The organism is Virgibacillus ihumii, from assembly GCF_902726655.1.
Classification (GTDB): domain Bacteria; phylum Bacillota; class Bacilli; order Bacillales; family Amphibacillaceae; genus Lentibacillus; species Lentibacillus ihumii.
This window is the reverse complement of the sequence record NZ_CACVAN010000001.1, coordinates 1,332,131-1,356,986: the sequence shown is the minus strand read 5'-3', so window position 1 is coordinate 1,356,986 and position 24,856 is coordinate 1,332,131. Positions and strand designations below refer to the sequence as shown.

Below are 24,856 nucleotides of genomic sequence, written 5' to 3'. Positions count from 1 at the left end.
GGAATACGGACAAAAATAATGTAAAATAATCACGATATTTGATAATATAGTATAGGAATGGATTATTGAAATCGAAAGGACTGAGTGATTTGTCAGTTGAATGGAAATCAGTGCGTACATATGAAGATATTGTGTATGAGAAATGTGAAGAAGGCATTGCCAAAATCACAATCAATCGCCCGGAAAAGCACAATGCGTTTACCCCGCAAACGATTGATGAGTTGATCGATGCATTTAGCGATTCCCGAAATGACGGCAATGTCGGGGCGATTATTTTCACTGGAATGGGAGATAAGGCATTTTGTTCCGGTGGGGATCAGATGGTAAGAGGAGACGGTGGTTACGTCGGAACTGATCAGATTCCAAGACTGAATTTGCTTGACCTGCAGCGTCTTATGCGCTTCACCCCGAAACCGATTATTGCGATGGTTGCCGGTTACGCTATTGGTGGCGGTCACGGTCTTCACGTCATCTCTGATTTGACAATCGCTGCGGATAACGCAATTTTCGGTCAAACTGAGAGCCGTGTGGGCAGTGTTGACGCTGGATATGGACAAGGCTTCCTGGCCGAAATCGTTGGTCAGAAGAAGGCGCGTGAAATTTACTATTTAAGCAGGCAATACAATGCCCAAGAGGCGGATAAGATGGGTCTCGTCAATAAGGTGGTGCCGTTGGAACAGTTGGAGGAAGAAACGATTCAATGGGCAAAAGAACTTGTTGCGAAAAGCCCGACTGCCTTGCGCCTGATGAAAGCATCTTTTAACGCTGATACAGACGGTCTCGCTGGATTGCAACAACTAGGCGGTGACGCAACATTGCTGTACTACAGGACTGAGGAGTCAAAAGAGGGACGCGACGCCTTCAAAGAAAAACGCGAACCCGACTTTTCAAAATTCCCGCGTTTTCCGTAAGCTATAACAAGATTGCATGCGGCTTGATGGAACTCCCATCAAGCCGTTTTCATGGTGCATCCGGCACTTATTACAGAGATATTATCAATATTTCCTTATGATCAAACTTTTTAATCCAAGTAATAAGAGAAGAAAAATAATGGAACAGCGCAAAAAAACCGCCTGAACGGACAAGCGGTTTTATCAAAGAAGCAGCTATTTTTTTGGGACGACCCCAATCGTACAACGGGAGATGCAAATTAGGTTGTCCGCTTCGTCAGTGATTTTAATTTCCCATACCATAGTTGTTTTTCCGACATGTGTAGGGGTTGCAGATGCGGTAACCGTTCCTTCGCGTTTGCTTTTTACATGATTTGCGTTAATTTCAATGCCGAAAACAAGATGTGTTTCCAGATTAACATTCAACATGGAGCCCATGCTTGCTGCGGTTTCGGCAAGTGCAACACTGGCGCCACCGTGCAGATATCCGACAGGCTGGTGTGTCCGCTTGTCAACCGGCATTGTCATGATCACTTCATCTTTGTCCATTTTCACTGTTTCGATTCCAAGTGTTTCGATGAGTGTGTTGGATACATCCAATTGTAGGTCCTCCCTTATACAAAATTGCTGATCAGTAATGATAATCCTAAGAGAAATCCGTATATCGTGTTAGTTTTACCGGTAGCTACCATGGCAGGAAGCATTTCCAGCGGTTTTGTTTTGCCGCGGAATTTCCTAATAACATCCACTGCAATTACAATGCTTAAGAATGAAATGAGTGACCACAACGGTAACAGCCCGGCAAAAATATAAATCGCAGTCAATACAAATGATACAGTAAACATGATTGCTAAAAATATAATGGCATTTTCCCTTCCAAGCAGAATTGCTAATGTTTTGCGGCCGTTTTCCTTATCTCCGTCCAGATCACGGATGTTGTTGGACATCATGATGCCGCCGATAAAAATGGCAATCGGCAGGGAAATCAACACAACCGATGCAGTAAATTCGAGTGACTGGATATAATAACTGATGCAGATGATTACTGTTCCCATCAAAAATCCGGAAAAAATTTCACCAAAGGGCGTGTAGGCGATCGGGTAAGGGCCTCCGGTATATAAGTAACCGAACAGCATACAAACCGAGCCGATTACTGCAATCCACCAGCTTGATGCCACGCAAATATAGACACCGAGCAGGATAGCAATTCCAAAGAAGGTAAGTGCCAGGTTCAGGACCGTTTTTGGTTTGACACCATCCCTTACAATCGTTCCCCCAATGCCCACAGATTGGTCATTGTCCAGACCGCGCACGAAATCGTAATATTCATTAAACATATTTGTTGCGGCTTGAATAAGCATAGAGGCCAGCAGCATGGCAATGAATAATCCGACATGAAGTGTATGTTCCTGGATGGCAAACATTGTACCAATAAAGACTGGAACAAATGAAGCAGTCAAAGTGTGCGGGCGGAGCAGGCGCCACCAGATTTGAAATCCGCCTTTTTCATTTAATGCTTGTTTTACTGATGTATGATTTGCTGAATTCACAGTTGTTCTCTCCCTAAATGTATATCATATTAATTTTAGGCAATTCCACAGGGGGTGTCAATTGTTAAAAGCCACAAAAACGACATAAAAGGAAAGATTTCTTGAGAAACACATCAAAAGCGAATAAAATAGATATGGTACTTATGTATGTTACTTATCTTATTGCGGAGTGCTCCGGTTTGTACGTTGTTAAAAGAGCGCTTCCGCTTTGTTTAAGACGGAGGTTCATGAAATGATCGAAATAGAGGAAGAATTGCTTGAGTCCGTGCTTGACGGGGCAATTCATGAAATAAACGACAATGGTGCAAAATTAATCAGCATCACACGTAAAATAGATGCGATCGATCCGCTGTATTTTTTTGTGAATGCAAAACAGTTAGCGAAAGATCGCACATTCTGGTCCAGTACTGCAGAACAGTTTTATATTGTCGGAATTGGCAAGGCATTTACCATCAGTACTGATTCCAACCGATTTCAAAAAACGGAAAGATTATGGAAGGACTTGCTGGATGAAGCGATAATACACAATCCTTTTCAGACGCCCGGAACTGGTCTGCTTGCGCTGGGGGGCATGTCATTTGATCCGGGAATCCGTAAATCATCACTATGGGAAAAATTTAATCACAGCTTATTTGTCATTCCTGAATACATGTTAACAGTCAATAAAGCCGGATATTTTTTGACTGTAAATGTACGGGCTGATGCGGAAACAAATGCCAATCAATTAGCTGGTATAATCAGACGGAATGAAGAAGTATTGATGAAACCGCGCCCTGTATTATCCGACGGTCCATCGATTAAGTGGCAGGAAGAGATTGCCCCCCGTGACTGGATGGATACAGTAAAGCTTGCAACAGAGACAATTGAACAGAATGAAGCGGATAAAATTGTCCTGGCCAGAGAACTTCGTGTCAAGCTGGACGGGATGGTTGACATTGCTGCGGTTTTGAATAATTTGATAAAAACGCAATCAAACAGTTATGTGTTTGCTTTTGAGCAGGATGGTCACTGTTTTGTTGGGGCAACGCCTGAACGGCTGGCTAAGATTGAAGATACACATGTACTTTCAACATGTCTGGCGGGAACCGCGCCAAGAGGAAAGACGGCCTCTGAGGACAAGCGAATTGGAGAGAATCTGCTTCACGATGAAAAAAACCGCAGTGAGCATGAATTTGTCGTCAGCATGATTAAACATGGAATGGATCAATATTGCACGGATATTGAAATACCGGATCACCCTGTGATTTACCCACTGAAAAATTTGCAACATTTATATACGCCAATAACTGCAACGTTGAAGGACGGTTACAGCATTTTCGATATAATTGGTAAACTGCATCCGACTCCGGCGCTTGGCGGGGTTCCACGTCATAAATCGCTTGAATTTATTCGTGAACATGAACAGTTGGACAGAGGCTGGTACGGGGCACCCATTGGATGGCTCGACAGTAATGGTAACGGAGAATTTGCGGTAGCAATCCGTTCAGGCCTCATTCAAGGGGATGAAGCGTCATTGTTTGCCGGCTGTGGTGTTGTACGGGATTCGGATCCACTGGCGGAATATGAGGAAACAGCTATCAAATTTACACCAATGTTGTCCGTGCTAGGAGGCTGACCATGAATCACACAGAAAAACTGACTCGATATACGGCAAATTTTGTAGATGAGCTTGCCAAAAGCGGACTAACAGATGTAGTTATTTCACCGGGTTCCCGTTCGACACCGCTTGCCATGACACTATCCGAACATCCTGAATTGTCGCAATGGGTGATTCTTGATGAACGATCGGCTGCATTTTTTGCACTGGGAATGGCTAAAAAGAAACAACAGCCGGTTGCCATTGTCTGTACGTCCGGAACGGCAGCTGCCAACTATTTTCCGGCGATTGTCGAGGCTTATTACAGCAGGGTTCCTTTGGTTGTTCTTACAACAGACCGTCCACATGAATTAAGAGATGTGGGAGCACCGCAAGCAATCGGGCAATTGAAATTATATGGTGATTATGTGAAGTGGTTTCATGAAATGGCACTTCCTGAAGCTGACGATACCATGCTCCATTATGTCCGCAGCAAGGCTTCACGTGCCGTGAAAACCGCGAGTCAAGGAAACGCCGGGCCGGTGCATCTGAATTTTCCGTTCCGCGAACCGCTTTTACCCGATTTCACCCTGGAAAATTTGTGGGGGGAGCAGGCTGGTCATGCCTACTATCCGACGTTCACTGGCTCAAGGAAGCTGGGTGATGACCAGATAGAACAGCTTTTTGATCAGTTGAAGTTGGACGGGAAAGGTCTTATCGTGTGCGGACCCCAGACGGATCCTAATTTAGCTGTGGCGATCACACAATTTGCATCTGTATGGGGGCTGCCGATTCTCGCTGACCCGCTCTCACAGCTCCGGGCCGGAAAGCATGATAAAGACGTTGTTATTGAAGGATACGACGCAATTCTGAGGGATGAAACAATCCGTCGGAAGCTGAAACCTGATTATATTATCCGCTTCGGTGCCATGCCTGTTTCCAAGCCATACCTTTTCTATGTAAAGGAACATGGCGACGTCCCGCAGTTTATTGTCGAACAGGAGGCAGGTTACCGGGAACCCGCTGGCAACCGCTCTCAGTTTATTTATGCGGATGCGGCTGAATTGTGCCGAGAACTTGCTGCTAAAAAGAATACTTATGATGATAGTTGGCTTGCTTCCTGGCAGTCAATGAATCATATAGCCAAACATCATCTGATGAAACAGGACGATGATCTGATGGAAGGCAGTGCAGTAAGGGTTCTGGCGGAAACAATCCCTGAAGGCGGGACCCTGTATGTCGGGAACAGTATGGCGGTACGTGATGTCGATACATTTTTTGGGGCGACCTCGAAGCAGGTCAATGTTTTGGGTAACCGTGGTGCGAATGGTATCGATGGTATGGTTTCAAGCGGTCTTGGTGCAGCGGCATCAGGTGAACCGACTGTATTATTGCTCGGTGACCTGTCCTTTTTCCATGATTCGAATGGGTTGCTTACAGCAAAACAATACAATATCAATATTACGATTTTATTAATTAACAATGATGGAGGCGGAATCTTTTCATTTTTACCGCAAAAAAATCATGAGCAGCATTTTGAAGCATTATTCGGAACACCGATGAATGTTGATTTCAGCCATATCGTCAGGATGTATGAAGGAACATATGCACACGCTTCGACTATCGATGAATTACAGGCTGCACTTGAAGCAGGTTACCGGTATCATGGCTTATCAGTGGTTGAAGTGAAAACAGATCGCACAGAAAACATGAACTGGCATCGTGGAAAGTGGGAAGCCATCACAATAGATTTATTGAAACTAAAGGAATGATTTTGTGTATTTTTCAAAAGGTGATACATCCTATTGGTATGAGACAACAGGTGAAGGCGAACCGGTTGTATTGTTGCATGGGTTCACCGGAAGCACTGGAACATGGTCCGAATTTGTACGTGAGTGGCAGCATGAATTTCAGGTTATTACAATTGATTTGCCAGGCCACGGAAAAACAACGCACAGCCGGCCGGTTACAATCGAAGAATGCTGCTCGGACCTGGTGAGTTTGTTTAACTATCTCGCGTTTGATAAAGTTCATGTGATCGGCTATTCAATGGGAGGCAGGACAGCATTATCACTGGCGATGCTCTATCCGGAAAAGCTGTGTTCACTTACCCTTGAGAGTTCATCGCCCGGTCTGTCGGATGATCAGGAGCGAATGGATCGCAGGCACCGGGACGCGCAACTCGCAAAACGACTCGAACGGGATGATATTGAGGCGTTCGTTGACTTTTGGGAAAACATTCCATTGTTCGATACGCAAAAGAAACTGCCGAATGAAACAAGACAAAAAGTTCGGAATGAACGGTTAAACCAATCAGCAGAAGGGCTCGCCATGTCACTTCGCAGTATGGGAACAGGGCAACAGCCGTCTTGGTGGGACAGACTGAATGAGTTGAAACTGCCGGTTTTACTGCTGGCGGGAGCGTATGATGAGAAGTTTATTGGAATAAATAAATTGATGGCAAAGCGTATGCAACAAGCGAGTTTGAGACTGATTGAGGATGCGGGACATGCAATTCATGTGGAACAACCGCAGATTTTTGGTAAAATAGTAATTAAGTTTTTAAGGAACGTTGGATAGTGGTACATGTTAAAGTTTCCGTGATTTCTCTGTTTGAATACGTTAATAAGAGGCCTTTGCTGAATTTAGGCAAAGGTCTTTCATGTGAAAGTAAATATGACAACAGCTAGAAACTGGGAAAAGTCGAATAATATATTATTTTAGCGTAGGAAATATACGTAGACTCCTGCGGGAGGAAAGGCATAGGTGAGACTCCCTAATGCGTATGCACAAGGAGGCTCACCAGCCGCCCGCGGTAAAGAAGACACAGCGAAAGTGATTTTCTTGAGCTGATGTCGCACTTATGCTCGAAAGTGAAAGCGAAGTATATTTCCGGAGCGGTAGGGGGATGAACCAATGTCTGAAACAATTCCACACTGGCTGACAAAACAAGCGGATCTTGCTCCGGATAAAATCGCAATTGAACATGAAGACGGCTCAACCATTTCGTTTAGTGAGCTTAAAGATTCAAGCCGGCGATTTGCCAAAAAGCTTGTTCAGCTTGGGATTTCAACTGGTTCGCGTGTTGGTATTTTATCAGTAAACCATAGCGATATGGTAATTGCTGTTCATGCATTGAGTTATCTTGGGGCTGTTGCCGTTATGCTCAATACGCGCCTGGCTGACGATGAACTGAACTACCAGATTCACGATGCTGACGTTGCAACAGTATTGGTGCAGGAACATGGTTCGCAGCTGGATGCTTCTGTGTATACATTTTCTGAAATAAAAAAACTGGAGGAAAAAGAAATACCCTTACATGAGGAATTAAATCTGGATGAAGTATTTACAATTATTTATACTTCCGGTACCACCGGTTTTCCGAAAGGTGTTATGCACACATATGGAAATCACTGGTGGAGTGCTGTTTCATCGATGCTTAATTTCGGGCTGGACAAAGATGATAAGTGGCTCGCTGTATTGCCTATTTTTCATGTCGGTGGACTGTCCATATTTCTGCGTAGTGTTATTTATGGAATTCCGGCATATTTGATGGGAAAATTTGATGAACATGCGGTAAATGATGCAATTATGACAAAAAATATCACAATTGCTTCGGTGGTTCCTGTCATGCTGAAAAAAATGGTGAATGCTCTTGATGACCGAGACTATCCGAAGAATTTCAGAAGTGTATTGCTTGGAGGAGGTCCGGCATCGAAGTCCTTGCTGGAAAAAGCCCGGGCACATAAAGTTCCGGTGTTCCAATCATTTGGAATGACCGAAACTTCATCCCAAATCGTGACACTGAGTCCAGATAATGCTTTGGATAAACTTGGCTCATCAGGAAAACCGTTATTCCCGGCGCAACTGGAAATTGGTCCATCCGAAGACGGGATTGGTGAAATCTTCGTCAAGGGACCAATGGTTACAAAAGGATATTTTAATAACAAAGATGCAACTGAAAAAGTTTTTGCCGATGGCTGGCTGTCAACAGGTGACCTTGGATATGTTGATGAAGATGGTTTTCTTTTTGTAGTAGACCGAAGAAAGGATTTAATTATATCAGGCGGGGAGAACATTTACCCCAGTGAAATCGAAGCAATCCTTTCTAGACTTAATTCCATCAGAGAAGTTGCTGTTGCCGGTGTGGAAAGTGAGGAATGGGGACAGGTGCCTGTAGCATTTGTCGTGAAAAACAGTGAAACAACTGCTGAAGAAATTTTAGAATTCGCGAAAAGTCATATTGCCAGGTATAAATTGCCAAAGGAAATATATTTTATTGACAGCTTACCGCGAAATGCATCCAATAAAATCGTTCGAACTAAATTAGTTAATTTTTTGGAAGAATAATGTAAAAAATTATCGAAAAATGTTTAAAAAACTCCCTGAAAGGTATATATAACTGTATTCCAAGAAAGGGGAGTTTTTATGAATTTTATGGATCAGTATTTATCCGCAAGTTTTATGCAAGGATTGCAAAATTTTGTTATTGCAATTGTTGCATTACTTGTCGGATGGTTAATTGCCAAACTTATTGCAAATGCCGTGGAGAAGGCTCTCGGAAAAACCGATTTGGATGAAAAGCTGTTAGATAAATTCCGAACAAGTGATAAACCTATAAATTCCAGCCGGATTGTCGGGAAAGTGGTTTATTACATATTGCTGATCATCGTGTTTATCATTTTCTTCAATCTGTTAAACCTTAATATGATCGCAAATCCATTATCAGATCTAATCTCAACATTCTTTGCCTTTATACCGACAGTATTGAAAGCAGCATTAATTTTACTTCTGGCGTTTGTACTGGCTACTGTTATTCAGTGGTTGGTTGTTACTGGAGGGAAAAAGGTTAATTTGCAGAAGGTGTTCTCCAAGCTGAAGATTTCAGCTACGGACGAGGATGCTGAAAATGCTATTGAAACAGTGGGTAAAGTAGTTTTTTATCTGATTCTTTTGCTGTTTATCCCTGGTGTACTCGATGCATTAAGCATTGAAGGTGTATCTGAACCATTTGCGGGGTTACTGGCAACAGTGCTTGCTTTTATTCCGAAGCTGATAGCTGCAGCCTTAATTTTTGTTGTTGGATGGTTCGTTGCCAAAATAATCAAAGGTATTATCGTTAATTTGCTTAAAGCGGTAGGTTCTGAAGGTTTAGTACTTAAACTGAAGATGCAGAAATTATTTGAAGGAACAAGTCTTGCTGCATTTGTTGGTAATCTTGTATTCGTCCTTATTATGATTCCAATAACAATCGCAGCACTTGAAAAGCTCGAATTGACTGGAATTACCGACCCGGCAATTTCAATGCTGAATGATATCATGAATATGATTCCGAATATTATCATTGCTGTTGCACTGATTCTTGTGGGTGTGTGGCTTGGTAAATTAGTTGGTGGATTTGTTACTGATTTATTACAGCGTCTTGGTTTCGATGGACTGGCGGCCAAAATTCGGTTAGGCAATATGGATGCCTCCGAAGCAACCATGAAACCTTCAGCACTTGTCGGGTACATTGTTCAGGTATTGATTGTTTTCTTCCTGACAGTGCAGGCACTAAATTTGATTGGACTTGAATTCCTGGTTGATATTGCTTCAGCCATTACAGCTTATCTGCCAAATGTACTGGCAGCAGTACTTATACTGGGTATAGCTTTAATTGTGGCAGGCATAGTTGAAAAAGTGCTTGTAAATATGCTGGCAGGACCGGCAATCAAGATTCTGGCCGCTTTCGCAAAATATGCGATTATCGTACTGGCTGGATTCATGGCACTGTCACAACTTGGCATTGCGACATCAATCGTTACTTCAGCGTTCATCTTGATTCTGGGTGGGCTGGCGCTTGCGTTTGGGCTTGCATTCGGTCTTGGCGGAAAAGAATTTGCAAGCAAGCACCTAGCCAAGTTTGACCGTACGCTGGAAGAAACAAAAGTAAAAGACAATGAATAAATCTGGAATATGGGAAGGGCATCTGTATTTAATGCGGATGGCCTTTTTTTATGCAAAATTTATGACGGCTGAGAATCATGAAACAGTCGTTCGTGTACTTTCTGAAACTTTAATTTTTCATTGAAAATGATTCTCAAAGTCATTGACTTATTATCCAAAAGCAAATAAACTGTATATATGGAGATTATAAAAGCAGTTACATACATTCCAGCTATCTTTGTATGTTTTTTAGGTGAATAAACTGATAAGACAGTCTTCTGCTTGCGCTTTGGCTAATAACACCGATATGGACAATTAGCCAGTTTTTTTGAATGCGAAGAAGAATGACACGGGGAGAGATTCCAATATGCAGACGTTGGCAGCGAAGGATTTAACACTTGGCTATGGCGAAGATATCATTATAGATGATTTGGACATTTCGATTCCAAAAGGTGAAATCACAGTATTTATTGGCGGTAACGGCTGTGGAAAATCAACTTTACTACGTTCATTGGCTCGTCTTTTGAAACCCAAAGGCGGCGATATTGTATTGAATGGTGAGGATATCGCCAAAATGCGAACGAAGGAAGTGGCACAAAAACTTGCCATTCTTCCGCAGAGTCCGGTAACACCTGAAGGGTTAACAGTATTGGAACTTGTCAAGCAGGGTCGTCATCCATACCGTGGATTCCTGAAACAATGGTCCAAAGATGATGATCAGGCTGTTAATAAAGCACTCGATGTAACAAATATGGTTGATTTGAAGGATCGTACGGTTGATTCGCTTTCGGGCGGGCAGCGCCAGCGGGCATGGATTGCCATGACGCTTGCACAGGATACAGATACCATTTTACTTGATGAACCGACAACATATTTGGATATGACACATCAAATTGACGTTCTCGATTTATTGTTTGAGTTAAATGAGAAAGATGGTCGTACGGTTGTAATGGTGCTGCATGATTTGAACCTTGCCTGCCGTTATGCGCATCATATCGTTGCTATTAGGGATAAGCAGGTATTCGCACAAGGTAAACCGGAAGAGATTGTAACGTGCAAACTGGTACATGAGGTATTTCAGATGAAGTGTGATGTTACTTTTGACCCTATGTTCGGCACGCCAATGTGCATTCCGCATGGAAGAGGCAGATGTATTTACGCGAATGGTGCAGGAACTGGTACTGGTACATCAAAGACCGCGCTTAACTGAATTTTTTAAAGTGATATGCCCATTAATCGGTTATCATCCGGTTAATGGGTTTTTCTGTACATTCATTTTCGATTTTAAGGCAAATTAAGAATGGGAGGTGCAGTATGGAAAAGAAAAAATATTATGTGAATATGGCCAGCCAGGAGATTTCCAGGATTGAATACGGAAACAATGCAGATTTTGTTATCCATGCTACATGGGAAGAGGCTCAGCTGCTGCGGGCGAAGCTGGATCGTATGAATGATGCAGATTTTAACGGTTTTTTCAGGGCACATGTACCGATACGGCCGTATCACCATGATCAGTCGAATGATGATTATGATTCGGGGATTACCGATGCTTTCCGGATGATTTATGACCTGGGCAATGATGCGACAAAAGAACATATAGTCAATATGGGTGTGTTATCAGAAAATCACATGTAATCATCAGCAGAAGAACAGGGTTGGAAGATCCTGTTCTTTTTATAACGTCAGAAAGTATAAATTATGGTAGAAGACCCTAGTAGAAAAGCTTCGGCACTCGCTATAAGACGAGGCAAATGCGAGTTTTTTCAATAGCTGAATGAGAATGCAAAGGGAACTTCAAATACTAAGTTTATAATTCTTGAAAAAAGGAATAGTATTACCAGATTCATCCTATATATAATACGAAGGAGGAGCTTGCTGTGAAAACAAAACATCGTTCGTATTTCAAAAAGATTTTTAGCATTGCGCTTATTTTGCCATTATTGTTCATGATTCAGGCAGCCAATTTACAGACTGAGGCTGCGGGTAAAAGTGGTGATGACCATAAAATTTCCAAGACAAGTATCGAAAAGGTACAAGCCTTTCAAAAATTCGAATCAAAGTCATCATCTAAGAAAAAGGATCGCGAAGTTATTAATAAAACGATTTCACATGATACAATAGTTACATTAACAAATGGGTTTATGGATGTTTTAATACAGGATTTGAATAAGCATAACAAGGTAGTTCATTTTAATACTAAAGAAGCATTGTTAGACGAATTTGAAAAAGTAACAACAAGAGAAGTAGCATCCAAATACGTGGATTTTTATTTTAAAGAAAAGCCGGACGGATTATATGTTATTCCGACGGAAACACCATTCTGGTTTCAGGAAAAGAACAACTATGATATGATACGTAAGGATGAGAATGTGGTACAGATTGTGCAGCGAAATAAAAACGAACTGTACAGAGCATATACGATAAAAATCGAGTTCACCTATAAGAACAATTGGAAGATAACGAATATCCTGCACAAATAATGTTAATGAAAACGAAAGCAGTTGAAATGATTAATGTACACGTTTAAAGATTATTATCACAATAAAGTAAAGTTATCGTTCGATGACCACCCGTTTTCCAAAAAACCGAAACATGTTTGGGTTATCTGCAAATATAAAGGGAGATGGCTGCTGACAAGGCATAAAGACCGAGGCCTTGAGTTCCCGGGTGGAAAAGTGGAACCCGGTGAGTCGGCTCTCGATGCTGCCATTCGGGAAGTGATGGAAGAAACGGGTGGTACAGTGCGTAAAATCCGGTATATTGCCCAGTATTTTGTGGCAGGAAAAGCGGGGCATGTCATAAAAAATGTTTACTATGCCGACATCGGTGAACTGACAGAACGGGAGACCTATTATGAAACCGATGGTCCGTTTCTGTTAAAATCAATTCCTGACAATGTAGAAACAAATGAAATGTACAGCTTTATAATGAAAGATGGTGTACTGATTCATTGTATGAAACACTTGAATATATGAGGCTGGGACAAATCAAACAGTGTAATTCAAAAAACGAACGTTTCTAGAGACTAGTGGAGGAAATATACGTAGACTCCTGCGGGAGGAAAGGCCTAGATGAGACCCCGCAGTGCGTAAGCGCGAGGAGGGCTCAACAGCCGCCCGCGGAAAGCGGAGTATATTTCCGGAGCGGTTGAGTCCACCATTTGATTCGTTTTTTCTTTTGATAAATCACTTTTTGTCCCAGTCTCTTTTTTTCTAATTTGAATCCCTGATCAGTAAGTGTTTGGTCTGTTTAACGATTACATGCATGATTACAGCAGAAATGGTAATCAGCAGCAAACTGGCTGCAACGAGCGTAACATCAGATATCTGAACACCGTAAATGGTCAAATAGCCAAGTCCTTTTTTTGAAACAAGAAATTCGCCGATGATGATTCCAATCCAGGATACGTAAATGTTTATCTTCAATGTTAAAATTACTGTCGGCAGTGTTGCCGGAAACACGGCTTCTTTAAAAATGTCGCCGCGCGTTGCACCAAAGCATTTCAATATTTTTATATAGTTGTAATCCACCGCTTTGAATCCGGAATAAATAACTGAAGAAGTAATCAGGGCCGTGAGAATGGCAGCAATGGTTATGATTGCGAAATAACCCGGTCCGACGAGAACGATGATAACTGGCCCCAGAGCCAACACGGGTAAAGCATTCATGATGATAAAAAAGGGATTCATAATGTTGAAAAATCGTAATGATGACCAGAGAGCGCTGGCTGTCAGGATTCCACTGCTTGTGCCGATGATGAATCCAGTAATCGTCGCAAGCAATGATACCCTGAGGTGCATCAGCATCAATCCACTCGAAACATTTCCAAAAATTAATGCGTACACCTGTGATGGAGAGCTGAATTGTAAGGGGTTAAACCAATCTATTCTGCTGGCCAGTTCCCAAATGACGAAAAGGGTTATTAGCAATATAACCAACCATGAATGGATGATTCTGTTTTTATGCTTTTGGCTGCTTTTATATTCTTTAAGTAGACCATAATAAGTCCCTGCTTTTTTCATTAAGGCCACACCGCCTTATCGAAGGATTCGAATACTTCCCAGATCTTATCAAAAAGCAGCTGATATTTTGGATGTCTGCGGACTAGAAATGGTCGTTCTTCACGAAGCTCGATTGGCACATTAAATGTCCTTGCAGCTGTCCCTGGATTGGGAGCCATGACTATAATCCGATCGCTCATGCATATTGCTTCTTCCATATCATTTGTAGCCAGCAGTGTTGTTTTATGGCAGCTCTTGAGCATCTTTGAAAATACATCTTCCAGTTTGCGTTTTTCCCGGTAATCCGTAGCTGAAAATGGTTCATCCAACAGTAAAATTTTCGGATCCATAATGAGTGTCCGGACGAGTGCAACTCGCTGACGCATCTCAGCGGAAAGGCTATCGGGATAGTAATTTCCAACATCCGGCACACCAACATCACGCAGAAGATCCACTGCCTTTTGCCTGGTGTAGTCTGACAGTTGACCACTGATTTTCGGACCAACCAGAACATTATCCATTATTGATTTCCATGAAAACAAATAATCCTTTTCAAGCATATAGCCGATTGTATAATCAGTCTGTTTCAGCGGTTTCAAATCCAGCAGGATATTCCCTTCAGTCGGCTGGATGATGCCGGATATAATCGAAAGCAACGTTGATTTGCCACATCCACTTTGTCCAAGGAGAGCGGTGATTTCACCTTCATTTATCTTGCATGAGACGTTGTCCAGCGCCTTTGTGAATGACTTTTTTGCGAAATAATGATGTGATATGTTGTCTAAGGTAAGGAATGACATTTGTTTCTCCTCCTTAGGTTTCACATACTTCCTTGACAATTCGTGTTGACGGTCTTTATGGGAATTATTCCGGAATTTCACCGATTTCTGTCGTGATTGCATTTTCGAATCTTCATGCGTTGTCTCATCATAACCTATGCTTCACGGCATAAATGTGTGATTGCCTATATAAAAAACGGCCTCTGTAAAAAGAGACCGTTATCAGCACTGCGCTGATGAAACTTTTCCTTCATTTATTAAAAATCCTTGTGGGATGAGGAAACAATCATTATTAACCCCGGTATAATGGACCAGCTTTTTTGATTTCATCACTTGCATGTGTGAACTGATTAAAGTTGTCATGAAACTTCATGGCTAGTGATTGTGCTTCTTTGTCATAAGCTTCTTTATCGTCCCAGGTTTGTTTTGGAATCAGTACTTCATCCGGAACACCGGGTACGTGCATAGGGATTTCCAGTCCGAAAATTTCATCGCTGGTTGTTTCGGCAGAGTTCAATTCGCCTTCAAGCGCTGAATGAACCATCGCGCGTGTATAGGATAATTTCATCCGCTTACCAACTCCATATGATCCACCAGTCCAGCCGGTGTTAACCAGAAATACACTTGTATTATACAAATCAATTTTCTCGCCAAGCATCTCAGCGTATGTCGCCGGTTCGAGCGGCAGGAACGGTGACCCGAAGCATGCTGAAAACGTTGCCTGTGGCTCGGTTACGCCGCGTTCTGTACCGGCAAGCTTACTGGTGTAGCCGCTTAAAAAGTGATACATAGCCTGTTCTTTGGTTAATCTGCTGATGGGCGGTAAAGTACCGGATGCATCAGCTGTCAGGAAAATTATGGTGTTTGGATGGCCAGCTACACTTGGCGAAACAATATTATCAATATTTTTCAGGGTATAGGCGGCCCGGGTATTTTCTGTCAGCGATGTGTCATCATAGTCCGGTTGACGCGACTCTTCATCAAGAATGACATTTTCCAGTACCGATCCAAACCGGATTGCGTCATAAATCTGCGGTTCTTTTTCCTGTGAAAGGTTGATGCATTTTGCATAACAGCCACCTTCAATATTGAATACACCGTTCGTGCTCCAGCCGTGTTCGTCATCCCCGATTAATCGGCGGTACGGATCTGCGGAGAGCGTAGTTTTACCGGTTCCGGAAAGTCCGAAAAATAATGCAACATCCCCTTCCTGACCAACGTTGGCAGAACAATGCATCGATAAAATGTCACGCTGTGGGAGCAGGAAATTCATCACGGAAAAAATGGATTTCTTGATTTCTCCGGCATATTCAGTACCACCAATCAGAACGATGCGTTGTTTGAATGAGACAAGAATAAACGTTTCGGAATTCGTTCCATCGACTTTCGGGTCTGCCTTGTATGTAGGGGCAGATATGATAGTGAATTCGGAATGATGGGTTCCCAATTCTTCCTCCGTCGGTTCGATAAACAGTTGTCTGGAAAACAGATTGTGCCAGGCATATTCATTGAAAACTTCAATTGGCAGCCGGTAATTTGTATCGGCTCCGGCATAGCCCTGAAAATGATATAATTCATTTCGTTCCTTTAAATGGGCAACCACCTTTTTGTAAAGGTTATCAAAAGATGCCTCATCAATCTCCTGGTTGACGATTCCCCAGTCAATGACGTCCTTAGTGGTCTCATCCCGAACGATGAACTTATCTTTTGGGGATCGCCCGGTATATTTACCGGTAGTCGCACGAATTGCACCTGATGCAGACAGCGTTCCCTCTTCACGTGCCAGAATTTTCTCGACAAGCTGTGGTACGGAAAGGTTATTTTGCAGATTATCATGTGAAAGTAAATCTTTGATTAATTTTGATTGTTCCACCGCATTCATTTGTGATACCTTCCTTTATGATGGATTTTAATTAAAGTACATTTTAATAATCAAGTTGTAAATCTGTTTATTTAGTATAACACATTCATAAAATTAGTCCATACTAATTATACGAATATTTATATGAACTTTTCATGTCAAGTGTGTCATTCCCTTGTAAATTGTTGACATGACAGCGCTTTTCCGTTATGCTGAATTTCGAGCGGAAACTCTCTTATTCAGAGTCGGTGGAGGGACAGACCCGATGAAGCCCAGCAACCGTCACATGCTGTGAAAAGGTGCTAATCTGACGCAAGGATTTATCCTTGGACAATAAGAGCGAAAGGCTTCAGGACACCTTTCCTCATGATTGCAGGAAAGGTTTTTTTATTTTTTCTAACCTTATTAAAACATAAACATACACTGAATAGATAGATTTCCGTACTATTTTTTAAAGGGAGGACTTAGCCACATGGCTGCAAATCGTCGTTTATTTACATCTGAATCTGTTACAGAAGGGCATCCTGACAAAATCTGCGATCAGATATCAGATGCTATTTTGGATGAAATTTTAAAAAATGATCCGAATGCCCGGGTGGCATGTGAGACAACAGTAACTACAGGATTAGTATTGGTTTCGGGGGAGATTTCTACTACTACATATGTAGATATTCCTGCAATTGTCCGTCAAACGATTAAGGATATTGGGTATACACGCGCTAAATTCGGATTTGACGCGGAAACATGTGCCGTGCTGACTGCTATTGATGAACAGTCAGCAGATATTGCCGGTGGAGTTGATACGGCGTATGAAACACGGCAGGGGAAAACGGATGAAGAAATTGCTTCGATTGGTGCGGGTGACCAGGGGTTAATGTTCGGGTTTGCCTGTGATCAGACGGACGAATTAATGCCATTGCCGATTTCGCTCGCACACAAATTATCGAAGCGATTATCAGATGTACGTAAAGAGCAAATTTTGGATTATTTACGCCCTGACGGAAAAACACAGGTAACGGTCGAATATGATGAAAAAGATAACCCGGTAAAGGTGAATACAATTGTTATTTCAACACAGCACCATCAGGATATAACAACTGAACAAATCGAAAAGGACCTGATTGAGTATGTGATTCGACCGATTGTTCCGGCAAATCTGCTTGATGAATCAACCAAGTTTTTTATCAATCCGACGGGAAGGTTCGTAATTGGAGGACCACAGGGTGATGCCGGTTTGACCGGACGTAAGATCATTGTGGATACGTACGGCGGATATGCAAGACATGGCGGCGGTGCATTCAGTGGAAAGGATTCCACCAAGGTGGACCGGTCTGCATCATATGCAGCCCGTTATGTTGCTAAAAACATTGTGGCGGCAAAGCTTGCGAAAACATGTGAAGTACAATTGGCTTATGCAATCGGTGTGGCTGAGCCAGTGTCGATTTCCATCAATACATTTGGCACCGGTACGGTCGATGAAGCTGAGCTGGAAGCCGCAACACGAAAAATATTTGATCTACGGCCAGCAGGTATAATTCGGATGCTTGATCTGCAACGTCCAATCTACCGAAACACAGCTGCATATGGCCACTTCGGCAGAACAGATATCTTATTTCCATGGGAGAAAACCGATAAAGTCGAAGAATTGCAGGCCATTGTAAAAGAGGGATAACTGGGGTGTTTAAGTGCACCTCTTTTTTGTGGGGTGATCTAGTTGTGGTCACCACCTGAATTTTGGTGGAAACACTGAAATTTATCATTCGGCCTATTAATTAATCGGGATTTCAGTTTTGACAATGTAATTGCAAAGGCATTTCAATGAAAATAAGGCTTTCGTCAAGATGCATCTTTTATGATATAATTTTAAGGGTTCAACATGAATGAAAGCGAGGCAAAAGTGATGTGCGGTTTTATTGGAATACTGCGAAATAAACCTGAGGATTTGAACGAAGATCAGCTTAACCGATTTACAAACCAAAACAACATTATTACACATAGAGGTCCTGACGATGAGGGCTACTATCATGATGATTACGTATCTTTCGGGTTCAGACGCCTGAGTATTATTGATATTGAAACCGGTCAGCAGCCATTGAGCTATGATGATGAAAAATGCTGGCTTATTTTTAATGGCGAAATTTATAACTACGTTGAATTGCGGGAGAATTTAGTGAAAGAAGGATTTTCATTTGCAACCGAATCCGATACTGAAGTAATTGCTGCGTTATTTTCCAAACATAAGGAAAATGCATTTCAGTACTTAAGGGGAATGTTTTCCATCCTGATTTGGGATAAAGAGCAGCAAACACTTTACGGTGCACGAGATCCGTTTGGCATTAAACCATTATTTTATAAGGAATCAAAAGAAGGAACTATTTTTGCGTCAGAGAAAAAAAGCATTACGTTAATGATGGAAAATGAAGAAGTTAATTATGAAGCATTGCAGCATTATTTAAGTTTCCAGTTTGTTCCGGAGCCGCTGACATTGACTACAGGCATTAAAAAAATGGAGCCTGGCCATTATTTTGTGAAAAAGCCGGGACAGGCATTGGAATTCAATCGGTACTGGCATGCAACGTTTAATCCGGTGTTAATGGAGAAAAACGACTGGATCAAGCGGATTCAGGACGTAATGTACGATTCTGTTAATGTTCATATGCGGAGTGATGTTCCAGTTGGGTCATTTTTATCCGGTGGAATTGATTCGACAATTATTGTGGCGATGGCTAAAAAATTCAACCCGAATATCAAGACGTTTTCCGTCGGTTTTAAACGGGAAGGCTTTTCAGAAATTGACGTTGCAAAAGAAACGGCGGAGAAGCTGGATGTGGAGAATATTTCCTATATCATTTCACCGGAGGAGTATGTGGAGAAACTGCCTAAAATCATGTGGCATATGGATGATCCACTGGCAGATCCAGCGTGTGTCCCGTTATATTTCCTTGCCCGCGAAGCTCGTAAACATGTAACCGTTGTCCTCTCAGGAGAGGGATCCGATGAATTATTCGGCGGCTACAATATTTACCGTGAACCAGAATCTTTGAAATTGTTCAATACAATACCAACTCCGGCAAAGTCATTGCTTGCCCGGGTAGCAGAAGCAATTCCGGAGGGCGTACGCGGCAAAAGCTTTCTGGAACGCGGAACAACTCCGCTCCGTAATCGTTATATAGGCAATGCAAAAATGTTCGAGGATACCGAAAAACGTGCATTGTTAAAGACGTATAATGAAAATGTCTCCTATCAGCAGGTTACGGAAAAACTTTATGATCAGGTAAGCGACTATCCATTGGTGAATCAGATGCAATATGTGGATATTCACACATGGATGCGGGGAGATATTTTGTTGAAAGCGGATCGTATGACAATGGCAAACTCACTGGAGTTGCGCGTGCCATTTTTGGACAAAAAAGTGTTTGATGTGGCAAGTAAAATTCCGGTTGATATGAAAATTGCCAATGGAACGACGAAAAGTATTTTACGGGAGGCTTCACGTGGCATCATCCCTGATCATGTGCTTGACCGTAAGAAACTTGGGTTTCCGGTTCCAATCCGTCATTGGTTAAAAAATGAGCTTAATGGATGGGCGAAACAGTTGATTCAGGAAAGCGAGACAGATCATCTGCTGCACAAAGACTATGTGCTTAGTTTGCTTGATGCACATTGCCAGGGTAAAGGTGATTACAGCAGAAAAATCTGGACGGTGCTCATGTTTATGCTGTGGCATCAAATCAATATTGAAAACAAATTTGATGTTGAGGAATTAAGTAAACCAGACAAGGCGATTGAAGCGATTACGCAATAAGTAAGACCGGCGACACGGACTTTGCACCGTTGTCGCCGGTCTTTTATATAGGGTGATTTAGATAATTATTGGGGGCTTATTAGATGAAATATTTCTTGAAGTTAAATGTTGTTAGTATTCTGTACGCTCTTATGGTATTTGTTCCTCTTGAACTTATGTGTGAATTCTTAAATAATGGCGCAGTTGAGGAATAAATTTGTTTACCAGTGGGCCAGTTTGTTGTATAGATGAAGGGCTCATAAGTATGAGGGGGGAGATAATGCTTAAAATTGGTTCAATCGCGTTGGGCATTTATGATTAAGTGACAGGTAGTTTACTAAGCAGCTAAAAGGATCTTTTGCTCGAAGATCCTTTTTCAATACCGCTTCCGGAAAAGTGGGGTAGGATCCAAATTGCCATAGTAGGGGCAGATCACTCCTTGCCCCACTATGCGCGTGTAATAAAAGCGTTTGTTATTCCAAGGCCTTTAATTTTATCTACGTTTTGAAGCGCTTGTTTTTTTGAATATGGACCAACCTCTACGGAATAAAGTTCCCTGCTGTCCATTTTATAGATTCTTATATCTGCGTTAATTTTATTTCTAGTTACTAAATTATATTGGTGCTGGGCGCTTTTTTTCTTGTTAGTTGTGCCAACGACTATTTTATATTTCCCCATAAACATCCTCCTAACTTGTTTATGGGTAGTATATTCAGCTTTATAGCAAATGAATGGTCGTTGTACATGGCTTTTCGCAAAATGATTAATTAATCTATTAGGAAATAGCGAAGTAATGCATTATAGATTATGGATAAACGCAGCTAAAAATGGGTACGCCTTCTAGGATTTGTTAAACTGATCATCGTGGATCTTATATCACAGCTGTATTAGTCAGAAGGAATATTTAGATAGCCATTCTATGTTAAAGTATTGAATATATCACAAATTCAATAATGAAATGACATAAACAAAAATTGAATTAAAAAAGGGCTTTGACGAAGTTCTTTTTAATTATAAAAAGTAAAAAAGCAACGATAATTATTGCTTTTAATTTTTTTGATTACTATTTGATTCATATGTCTCCACCGCCGAATTTGCTAATGTTTCCAAATTTGTTTCAAGATCTTTCTTTTGTTTAGGTTCTGTTTCTGTTTTAAAAACTTTTACTAGTTTATTTTGCTTTTCTGGTTTAAGAACAAAAACTTTAATTTTAGTTTGATAAAATCCCGAGTGTAAGTAAAACTGTTTTAATTGGACTAAATATTTTTGTTTATTTGATTCTACGTTGAATTTATTTATTTTCATATGATTCATGCCCCTTTCCTTTATTTTTTATATTATGTTTATGAGAAGTGCCGGAAAAATAATATTAAATTTTAAAATTCATAAAAGGATAGTTGAAACTTAACGGGTGCCATTTCGGAATATGAAAGGGAACTGTGCTTTTTAATTTTTATACAGTGCAAAATAGAATCAAAGTGACAGTTAATCCGAGGGGTTTACAAATACTTTCGTTTCTCCGTAAAATTTTGAAGTCGTTTTTTACATTGCTCAATGTTCTTCTGGTGGTCTATCCATTCCGTTATAGTGTGGCCACGTTTTTCTAAATTTTGGAGTTCTTCCTTTGCTTTACAGAGGTCCTCTTTTAAGTAATCGATTGTTTTTTTCATTTAATTACCTCCCAAATATATCCAAATTATAGCAGGCGATTTATCAAAAAACAATAATATTTCCTATTTTTCAAATATTTATAGAAAACGAAATTAAAATAGCTTTGTAATAAAAGAAGAAAGGTTAGATACTTCTGGCCTCAGTCCCCCCAGTCTCCGTGTGTTTTTTCGCTAGGTTTGTTCACCATATCCTAATAAAGGAGGCGAGGTGCGATCTGGGGAGGATTCGGCACTTGCCCTCGGTAAAGAAGACACTGCGAAAGTAGTTTACTTGAGCAGAAGTTGCACTTATGCTGGCAGTGAAAACGAGTATATTCCAACGGATCGGCTAGTAAGCTGTACTAAACAAATTGATTTTTCAATGTCGCAGCATCTTTACGGCAGCAACAATGAAAAAGCCTTTTATTAGAATAATACTAAAAGTCCTGTCCCAAATTCGTGTTGTGCTTATAATATTGCCCTTTTTCCACGTAGGATTGCAGAACACGTTCCATTTCCTTATAGTCGGCCTCAGTCAAGGAACGTACGACTTTAGCTGGACGGCCCATTACCATAGTGTGTGGAGGAACTTTTTTGCCGGGCGGGACGAGGCTGCCAGCACCGACAAATGCATGCTCACCGATTTCAGCTCCATCCAGAATGAGTGCCCCCATGCCAATTAAAGCATTTTTACGGACGGTACAGCCATGTAGTGTCACCTGATGCCCGACAGTTACATCATCTTCTGCAATAACCGGATTGTCAGGGCTTTGGTGCAGCATGGATAAGTCTTGGATGCTGACACGTTTGCCAATCCGGGCCGGCGCAACATCCCCGCGTATAACGGTTTTAAACCAGATACTGGCTTGCTCGCCAATTGTCACATCACCTATTACCTCAGCGTCATGAGCGACGAATACAGAGTTGTTTATCGTAGGTTTTACGTTTTTATAATGATGAATCATTTGAAACCTCCTCATAAATATGGTCATATATGTATTATAGCAAAATGTTATAATGGGAATCGAAGGATAGGCAGGAATGGAGGAGCAATGTTGGGTCTACCAAAAACATCTTTGAGATTAATGGTAAATGTATATTGTAAGGTTTTCCCGGCAGTCAGAGACGAATTAGACTACTGGAAAAGAAGAGCTGCACAAATACCCGATCAGGAGTTGCGAACCCAGGCACTTGCAAGTATGGAGGCAAAGCGGTTTCACTGTCAGGGAGGATCGGTATACGCACTATTAGCCGGTAATAAATGGAAAGAAGCGATCCGGTTTATTGTGGCATATCAGACAATAAGTGATTATTTGGACAACCTATGTGACCGGAGCACATCACTCAATCCCGATGACTTTCGACTGTTGCATCAATCCATGGTTGATGCGTTAATTCCAGATAACGACATGAAAGATTATTACAGACTACGGGATGAGCATACAGATGATGCATATCTGACAGATCTTGTCCAAACATGCCGGAAAACGATCAGGACATTGGACAATTATGATGAAATACGTGATTATTTGCTGCACTTGAATCAGTTATACTGTGATTTGCAAGTACATAAGCATGTCAGGCTGGATGAACGAATTCCGCGGCTTCAGAAATGGTACCTTGAAAAAATGGGGGACCAGGCAAAGTTGTCCTGGTTTGAATTTTCCGCAGCAGCAGGTTCAACACTGGGTATTTTTTATCTTGTGTCGTATTCGCTTGGGAAAAGGGTGCCGGCGCAATTGGCTGAACGAATATGGTGCGGTTATTTTCCCTATATGCAAGGGCTTCATATCTTAATGGATTATTACATTGATCAGCAAGAGGATATTGAGGAAGCAGATTTAAATTTCTGCAGTTTTTATGATGATCAAGCCCATTTGAAAAGACGCATCTCTTTTTTTATCGAACAGGCGAACAAGCATGCCCGCCACCTACCGGATCATCGTTTCCATGAAATGGTTCAGCAAGGATTGGTTGGGCTCTATCTTGGTGATCCCAAAGCAAACAAGCTGTCCGGCGGTAAAGGAATGGCCAAACAGCTTTTGCGTGTCAGCGGCGGCAGTACCTGGTTTTTCCATTTAAATACAAAGTTTTATTACCGCCTGAAAAAAAGGGATTAATTTCGTTTCTGAATGGCAAGAATGAATGGCGGATCATTTTTCTGGTTAATGAATCCGTAATAGAGTACGTGAAAAACTTTCTGATCCAACAGACGGGCATATTTCATAATCTGTTCTTTCTCTTCGGTGCCACCCTCGTGTCCATGATAAATCACCAGTACTACCAGTCCATTGCGTTTCAGATGGGAAAGAACCCCCTCGACTGCCAGTATAGTTGATTCACTTTTGGTAATAACTGATTTATCACTTCCGGGAAGATAACCAAGGTTAAAAATAGCACCGCCCAACCTGGTCAGTTTATCGACTGGAATGTGATGGATAAAATTGCTGTGGCTGTCTTGAATGATGTCAGTGTTGGTCAGTCCGTTTTTCGCAAGTCTGTTTTTCGTATTGGTAACAGCCTGTTCTTGTATATCGAATCCGAATACGTGTCCGGTTTTCCCAACCAGTTTGGATAAAAAGATGGTGTCATGACCATTTCCGCACGTGGCATCGATGACAGTATCGCCTTTTTCAACAGCGGTTTCAAGCAGGTAATGGGAATAATTTATGATACCTTTAATCATGGATAAGTTCGCTCCTCTATGCAAAATACTATCATTATTCTATCATGAAGCTTTTGTGCGGTGAAAGATTGTGTCCCAAATCTTGACAAAATAGCACACATTGATTAAAATGCGATATACATATAGTATCGGCGTTGCAAAGGATTAGTAGTGAA

24 protein-coding genes, 1 riboswitch and 1 other annotated feature (1 of these 26 only partly in view) are annotated in these 24,856 nt (G+C 41.6%); of the genes, 14 read left to right on the top strand and 10 right to left on the bottom strand.

The window, feature by feature from the left end:
• Positions 1–89: 89 nt before the first annotated feature.
• Entirely contained in the window at positions 90–911 is an 822-nt protein-coding gene (gene menB / locus HUX68_RS06775; RefSeq protein ID WP_174616367.1) for a 1,4-dihydroxy-2-naphthoyl-CoA synthase, read from the top strand.
• Positions 912–1,106: 195 nt separating this feature from the next.
• Here the strand turns inward: menB and HUX68_RS06770 are convergent, their stop codons facing one another.
• Both HUX68_RS06770 and HUX68_RS06765 read right to left on the bottom strand, forming a co-directional pair.
• On the bottom strand, positions 1,107–1,490 hold the full coding sequence (locus HUX68_RS06770; protein ID WP_174614114.1) for a hotdog fold thioesterase: 384 nt from the start codon (positions 1,488–1,490) through the stop codon (positions 1,107–1,109).
• Positions 1,491–1,504: 14 nt separating this feature from the next.
• A complete protein-coding gene (locus HUX68_RS06765) occupies positions 1,505–2,440 on the bottom strand; it encodes a 1,4-dihydroxy-2-naphthoate polyprenyltransferase (RefSeq protein ID WP_174614113.1) in 936 nt (311 codons plus the stop codon).
• A gap of 232 nt (positions 2,441–2,672) precedes the next feature.
• Here HUX68_RS06765 and HUX68_RS06760 point away from each other — a divergent pair, with 232 nt between their 5' ends.
• The 9 genes from HUX68_RS06760 to ytkD all read left to right on the top strand — a co-directional run bounded on the left by HUX68_RS06760 (position 2,673) and on the right by ytkD (position 12,916).
• Positions 2,673–4,055 (top strand): isochorismate synthase, encoded by a 1,383-nt coding sequence (locus HUX68_RS06760; protein ID WP_174614112.1) that lies wholly within the window; start codon positions 2,673–2,675, stop codon positions 4,053–4,055.
• A 2-nt stretch (positions 4,056–4,057) separates the two neighbouring features.
• Positions 4,058–5,788, top strand: coding sequence for a 2-succinyl-5-enolpyruvyl-6-hydroxy-3-cyclohexene-1-carboxylic-acid synthase (menD, locus tag HUX68_RS06755; protein ID WP_174614111.1), 1,731 nt, complete (start codon positions 4,058–4,060; stop codon positions 5,786–5,788).
• Between the two features lie 4 nt (positions 5,789–5,792).
• Complete coding sequence (gene menH, locus HUX68_RS06750) at positions 5,793–6,596, top strand: 2-succinyl-6-hydroxy-2,4-cyclohexadiene-1-carboxylate synthase (protein WP_174614110.1); 804 nt, start codon at positions 5,793–5,795, stop codon at positions 6,594–6,596.
• A gap of 336 nt (positions 6,597–6,932) precedes the next feature.
• A complete protein-coding gene (locus HUX68_RS06745; protein WP_174614109.1) occupies positions 6,933–8,366 on the top strand; it encodes an o-succinylbenzoate--CoA ligase in 1,434 nt (477 codons plus the stop codon).
• Between the two features lie 78 nt (positions 8,367–8,444).
• Positions 8,445–9,962: a mechanosensitive ion channel gene (locus HUX68_RS06740; protein ID WP_246206621.1), complete on the top strand. Its 1,518-nt coding sequence runs from the start codon at positions 8,445–8,447 to the stop codon at positions 9,960–9,962.
• A 346-nt stretch (positions 9,963–10,308) separates the two neighbouring features.
• Positions 10,309–11,151, top strand: coding sequence for an ABC transporter ATP-binding protein (locus tag HUX68_RS06735; protein ID WP_174614108.1), 843 nt, complete (start codon positions 10,309–10,311; stop codon positions 11,149–11,151).
• Positions 11,152–11,255: 104 nt separating this feature from the next.
• Positions 11,256–11,576, top strand: coding sequence for a hydrolase (locus tag HUX68_RS06730; protein WP_174614107.1), 321 nt, complete (start codon positions 11,256–11,258; stop codon positions 11,574–11,576).
• A gap of 242 nt (positions 11,577–11,818) precedes the next feature.
• Positions 11,819–12,421, top strand: a complete 603-nt coding sequence (locus HUX68_RS06725; protein WP_174614106.1) for a hypothetical protein — start codon at positions 11,819–11,821, stop codon at positions 12,419–12,421.
• A gap of 33 nt (positions 12,422–12,454) precedes the next feature.
• Positions 12,455–12,916: an RNA deprotection pyrophosphohydrolase gene (gene ytkD, locus HUX68_RS06720; RefSeq protein WP_174614105.1), complete on the top strand. Its 462-nt coding sequence runs from the start codon at positions 12,455–12,457 to the stop codon at positions 12,914–12,916.
• Positions 12,917–13,153: 237 nt separating this feature from the next.
• Here the strand turns inward: ytkD and HUX68_RS06715 are convergent, their stop codons facing one another.
• The 3 genes from HUX68_RS06715 to pckA form a co-directional block, all read right to left on the bottom strand.
• Positions 13,154–13,963, bottom strand: coding sequence for an ABC transporter permease (locus HUX68_RS06715; protein ID WP_174614104.1), 810 nt, complete (start codon positions 13,961–13,963; stop codon positions 13,154–13,156).
• Entirely contained in the window at positions 13,963–14,742 is a 780-nt protein-coding gene (locus HUX68_RS06710) for an ABC transporter ATP-binding protein (protein ID WP_174614103.1), read from the bottom strand. The genes HUX68_RS06715 and HUX68_RS06710 overlap by 1 nt, the downstream gene beginning before the upstream one ends.
• A gap of 271 nt (positions 14,743–15,013) precedes the next feature.
• Positions 15,014–16,603, bottom strand: a complete 1,590-nt coding sequence (pckA, locus tag HUX68_RS06705) for a phosphoenolpyruvate carboxykinase (ATP) (protein WP_174614102.1) — start codon at positions 16,601–16,603, stop codon at positions 15,014–15,016.
• 211 nt (positions 16,604–16,814) lie between these two features.
• A riboswitch (SAM riboswitch) is annotated at positions 16,815–16,922 on the top strand.
• A gap of 132 nt (positions 16,923–17,054) precedes the next feature.
• Here pckA and metK point away from each other — a divergent pair.
• The gene (gene metK, locus HUX68_RS06700) at positions 17,055–18,254 is read left to right on the top strand and encodes a methionine adenosyltransferase (RefSeq protein ID WP_174614101.1); all 1,200 of its coding nucleotides are present in this window, start codon (positions 17,055–17,057) and stop codon (positions 18,252–18,254) included.
• A 228-nt stretch (positions 18,255–18,482) separates the two neighbouring features.
• Positions 18,483–20,387, top strand: coding sequence for an asparagine synthase (glutamine-hydrolyzing) (gene asnB / locus HUX68_RS06695; protein WP_174616365.1), 1,905 nt, complete (start codon positions 18,483–18,485; stop codon positions 20,385–20,387).
• Positions 20,388–20,813: 426 nt separating this feature from the next.
• Here the strand turns inward: asnB and HUX68_RS06690 are convergent, their stop codons facing one another.
• The 3 genes from HUX68_RS06690 to HUX68_RS06680 form a co-directional block, all read right to left on the bottom strand.
• Complete coding sequence (locus HUX68_RS06690; RefSeq protein ID WP_174614100.1) at positions 20,814–21,044, bottom strand: SPOR domain-containing protein; 231 nt, start codon at positions 21,042–21,044, stop codon at positions 20,814–20,816.
• Positions 21,045–21,413: 369 nt separating this feature from the next.
• Entirely contained in the window at positions 21,414–21,671 is a 258-nt protein-coding gene (locus HUX68_RS06685; RefSeq protein WP_174614099.1) for a hypothetical protein, read from the bottom strand.
• Between the two features lie 194 nt (positions 21,672–21,865).
• A complete protein-coding gene (locus HUX68_RS06680) occupies positions 21,866–22,036 on the bottom strand; it encodes a hypothetical protein (RefSeq protein ID WP_174614098.1) in 171 nt (56 codons plus the stop codon).
• Positions 22,037–22,244: 208 nt separating this feature from the next.
• Between HUX68_RS06680 and HUX68_RS06675 the strand changes: the two genes are divergently transcribed.
• On the top strand, positions 22,245–22,445 hold the full coding sequence (locus HUX68_RS06675; RefSeq protein ID WP_174614097.1) for a hypothetical protein: 201 nt from the start codon (positions 22,245–22,247) through the stop codon (positions 22,443–22,445).
• 7 nt (positions 22,446–22,452) lie between these two features.
• Here the strand turns inward: HUX68_RS06675 and HUX68_RS06670 are convergent, their stop codons facing one another.
• On the bottom strand, positions 22,453–22,980 hold the full coding sequence (locus HUX68_RS06670; protein WP_174614096.1) for a gamma carbonic anhydrase: 528 nt from the start codon (positions 22,978–22,980) through the stop codon (positions 22,453–22,455).
• Between the two features lie 87 nt (positions 22,981–23,067).
• Here HUX68_RS06670 and HUX68_RS06665 point away from each other — a divergent pair, with 87 nt between their 5' ends.
• Complete coding sequence (locus HUX68_RS06665) at positions 23,068–24,135, top strand: tetraprenyl-beta-curcumene synthase family protein (RefSeq protein ID WP_174614095.1); 1,068 nt, start codon at positions 23,068–23,070, stop codon at positions 24,133–24,135.
• Here the strand turns inward: HUX68_RS06665 and mnmM are convergent.
• Positions 24,132–24,701 (bottom strand): tRNA 5-(aminomethyl)-2-thiouridylate-methyltransferase MnmM, encoded by a 570-nt coding sequence (mnmM, locus tag HUX68_RS06660; protein WP_174614094.1) that lies wholly within the window; start codon positions 24,699–24,701, stop codon positions 24,132–24,134. The genes HUX68_RS06665 and mnmM overlap by 4 nt on opposite strands.
• A gap of 125 nt (positions 24,702–24,826) precedes the next feature.
• Positions 24,827–24,856, top strand: a binding site (T-box leader); it runs 185 nt beyond the window's last position.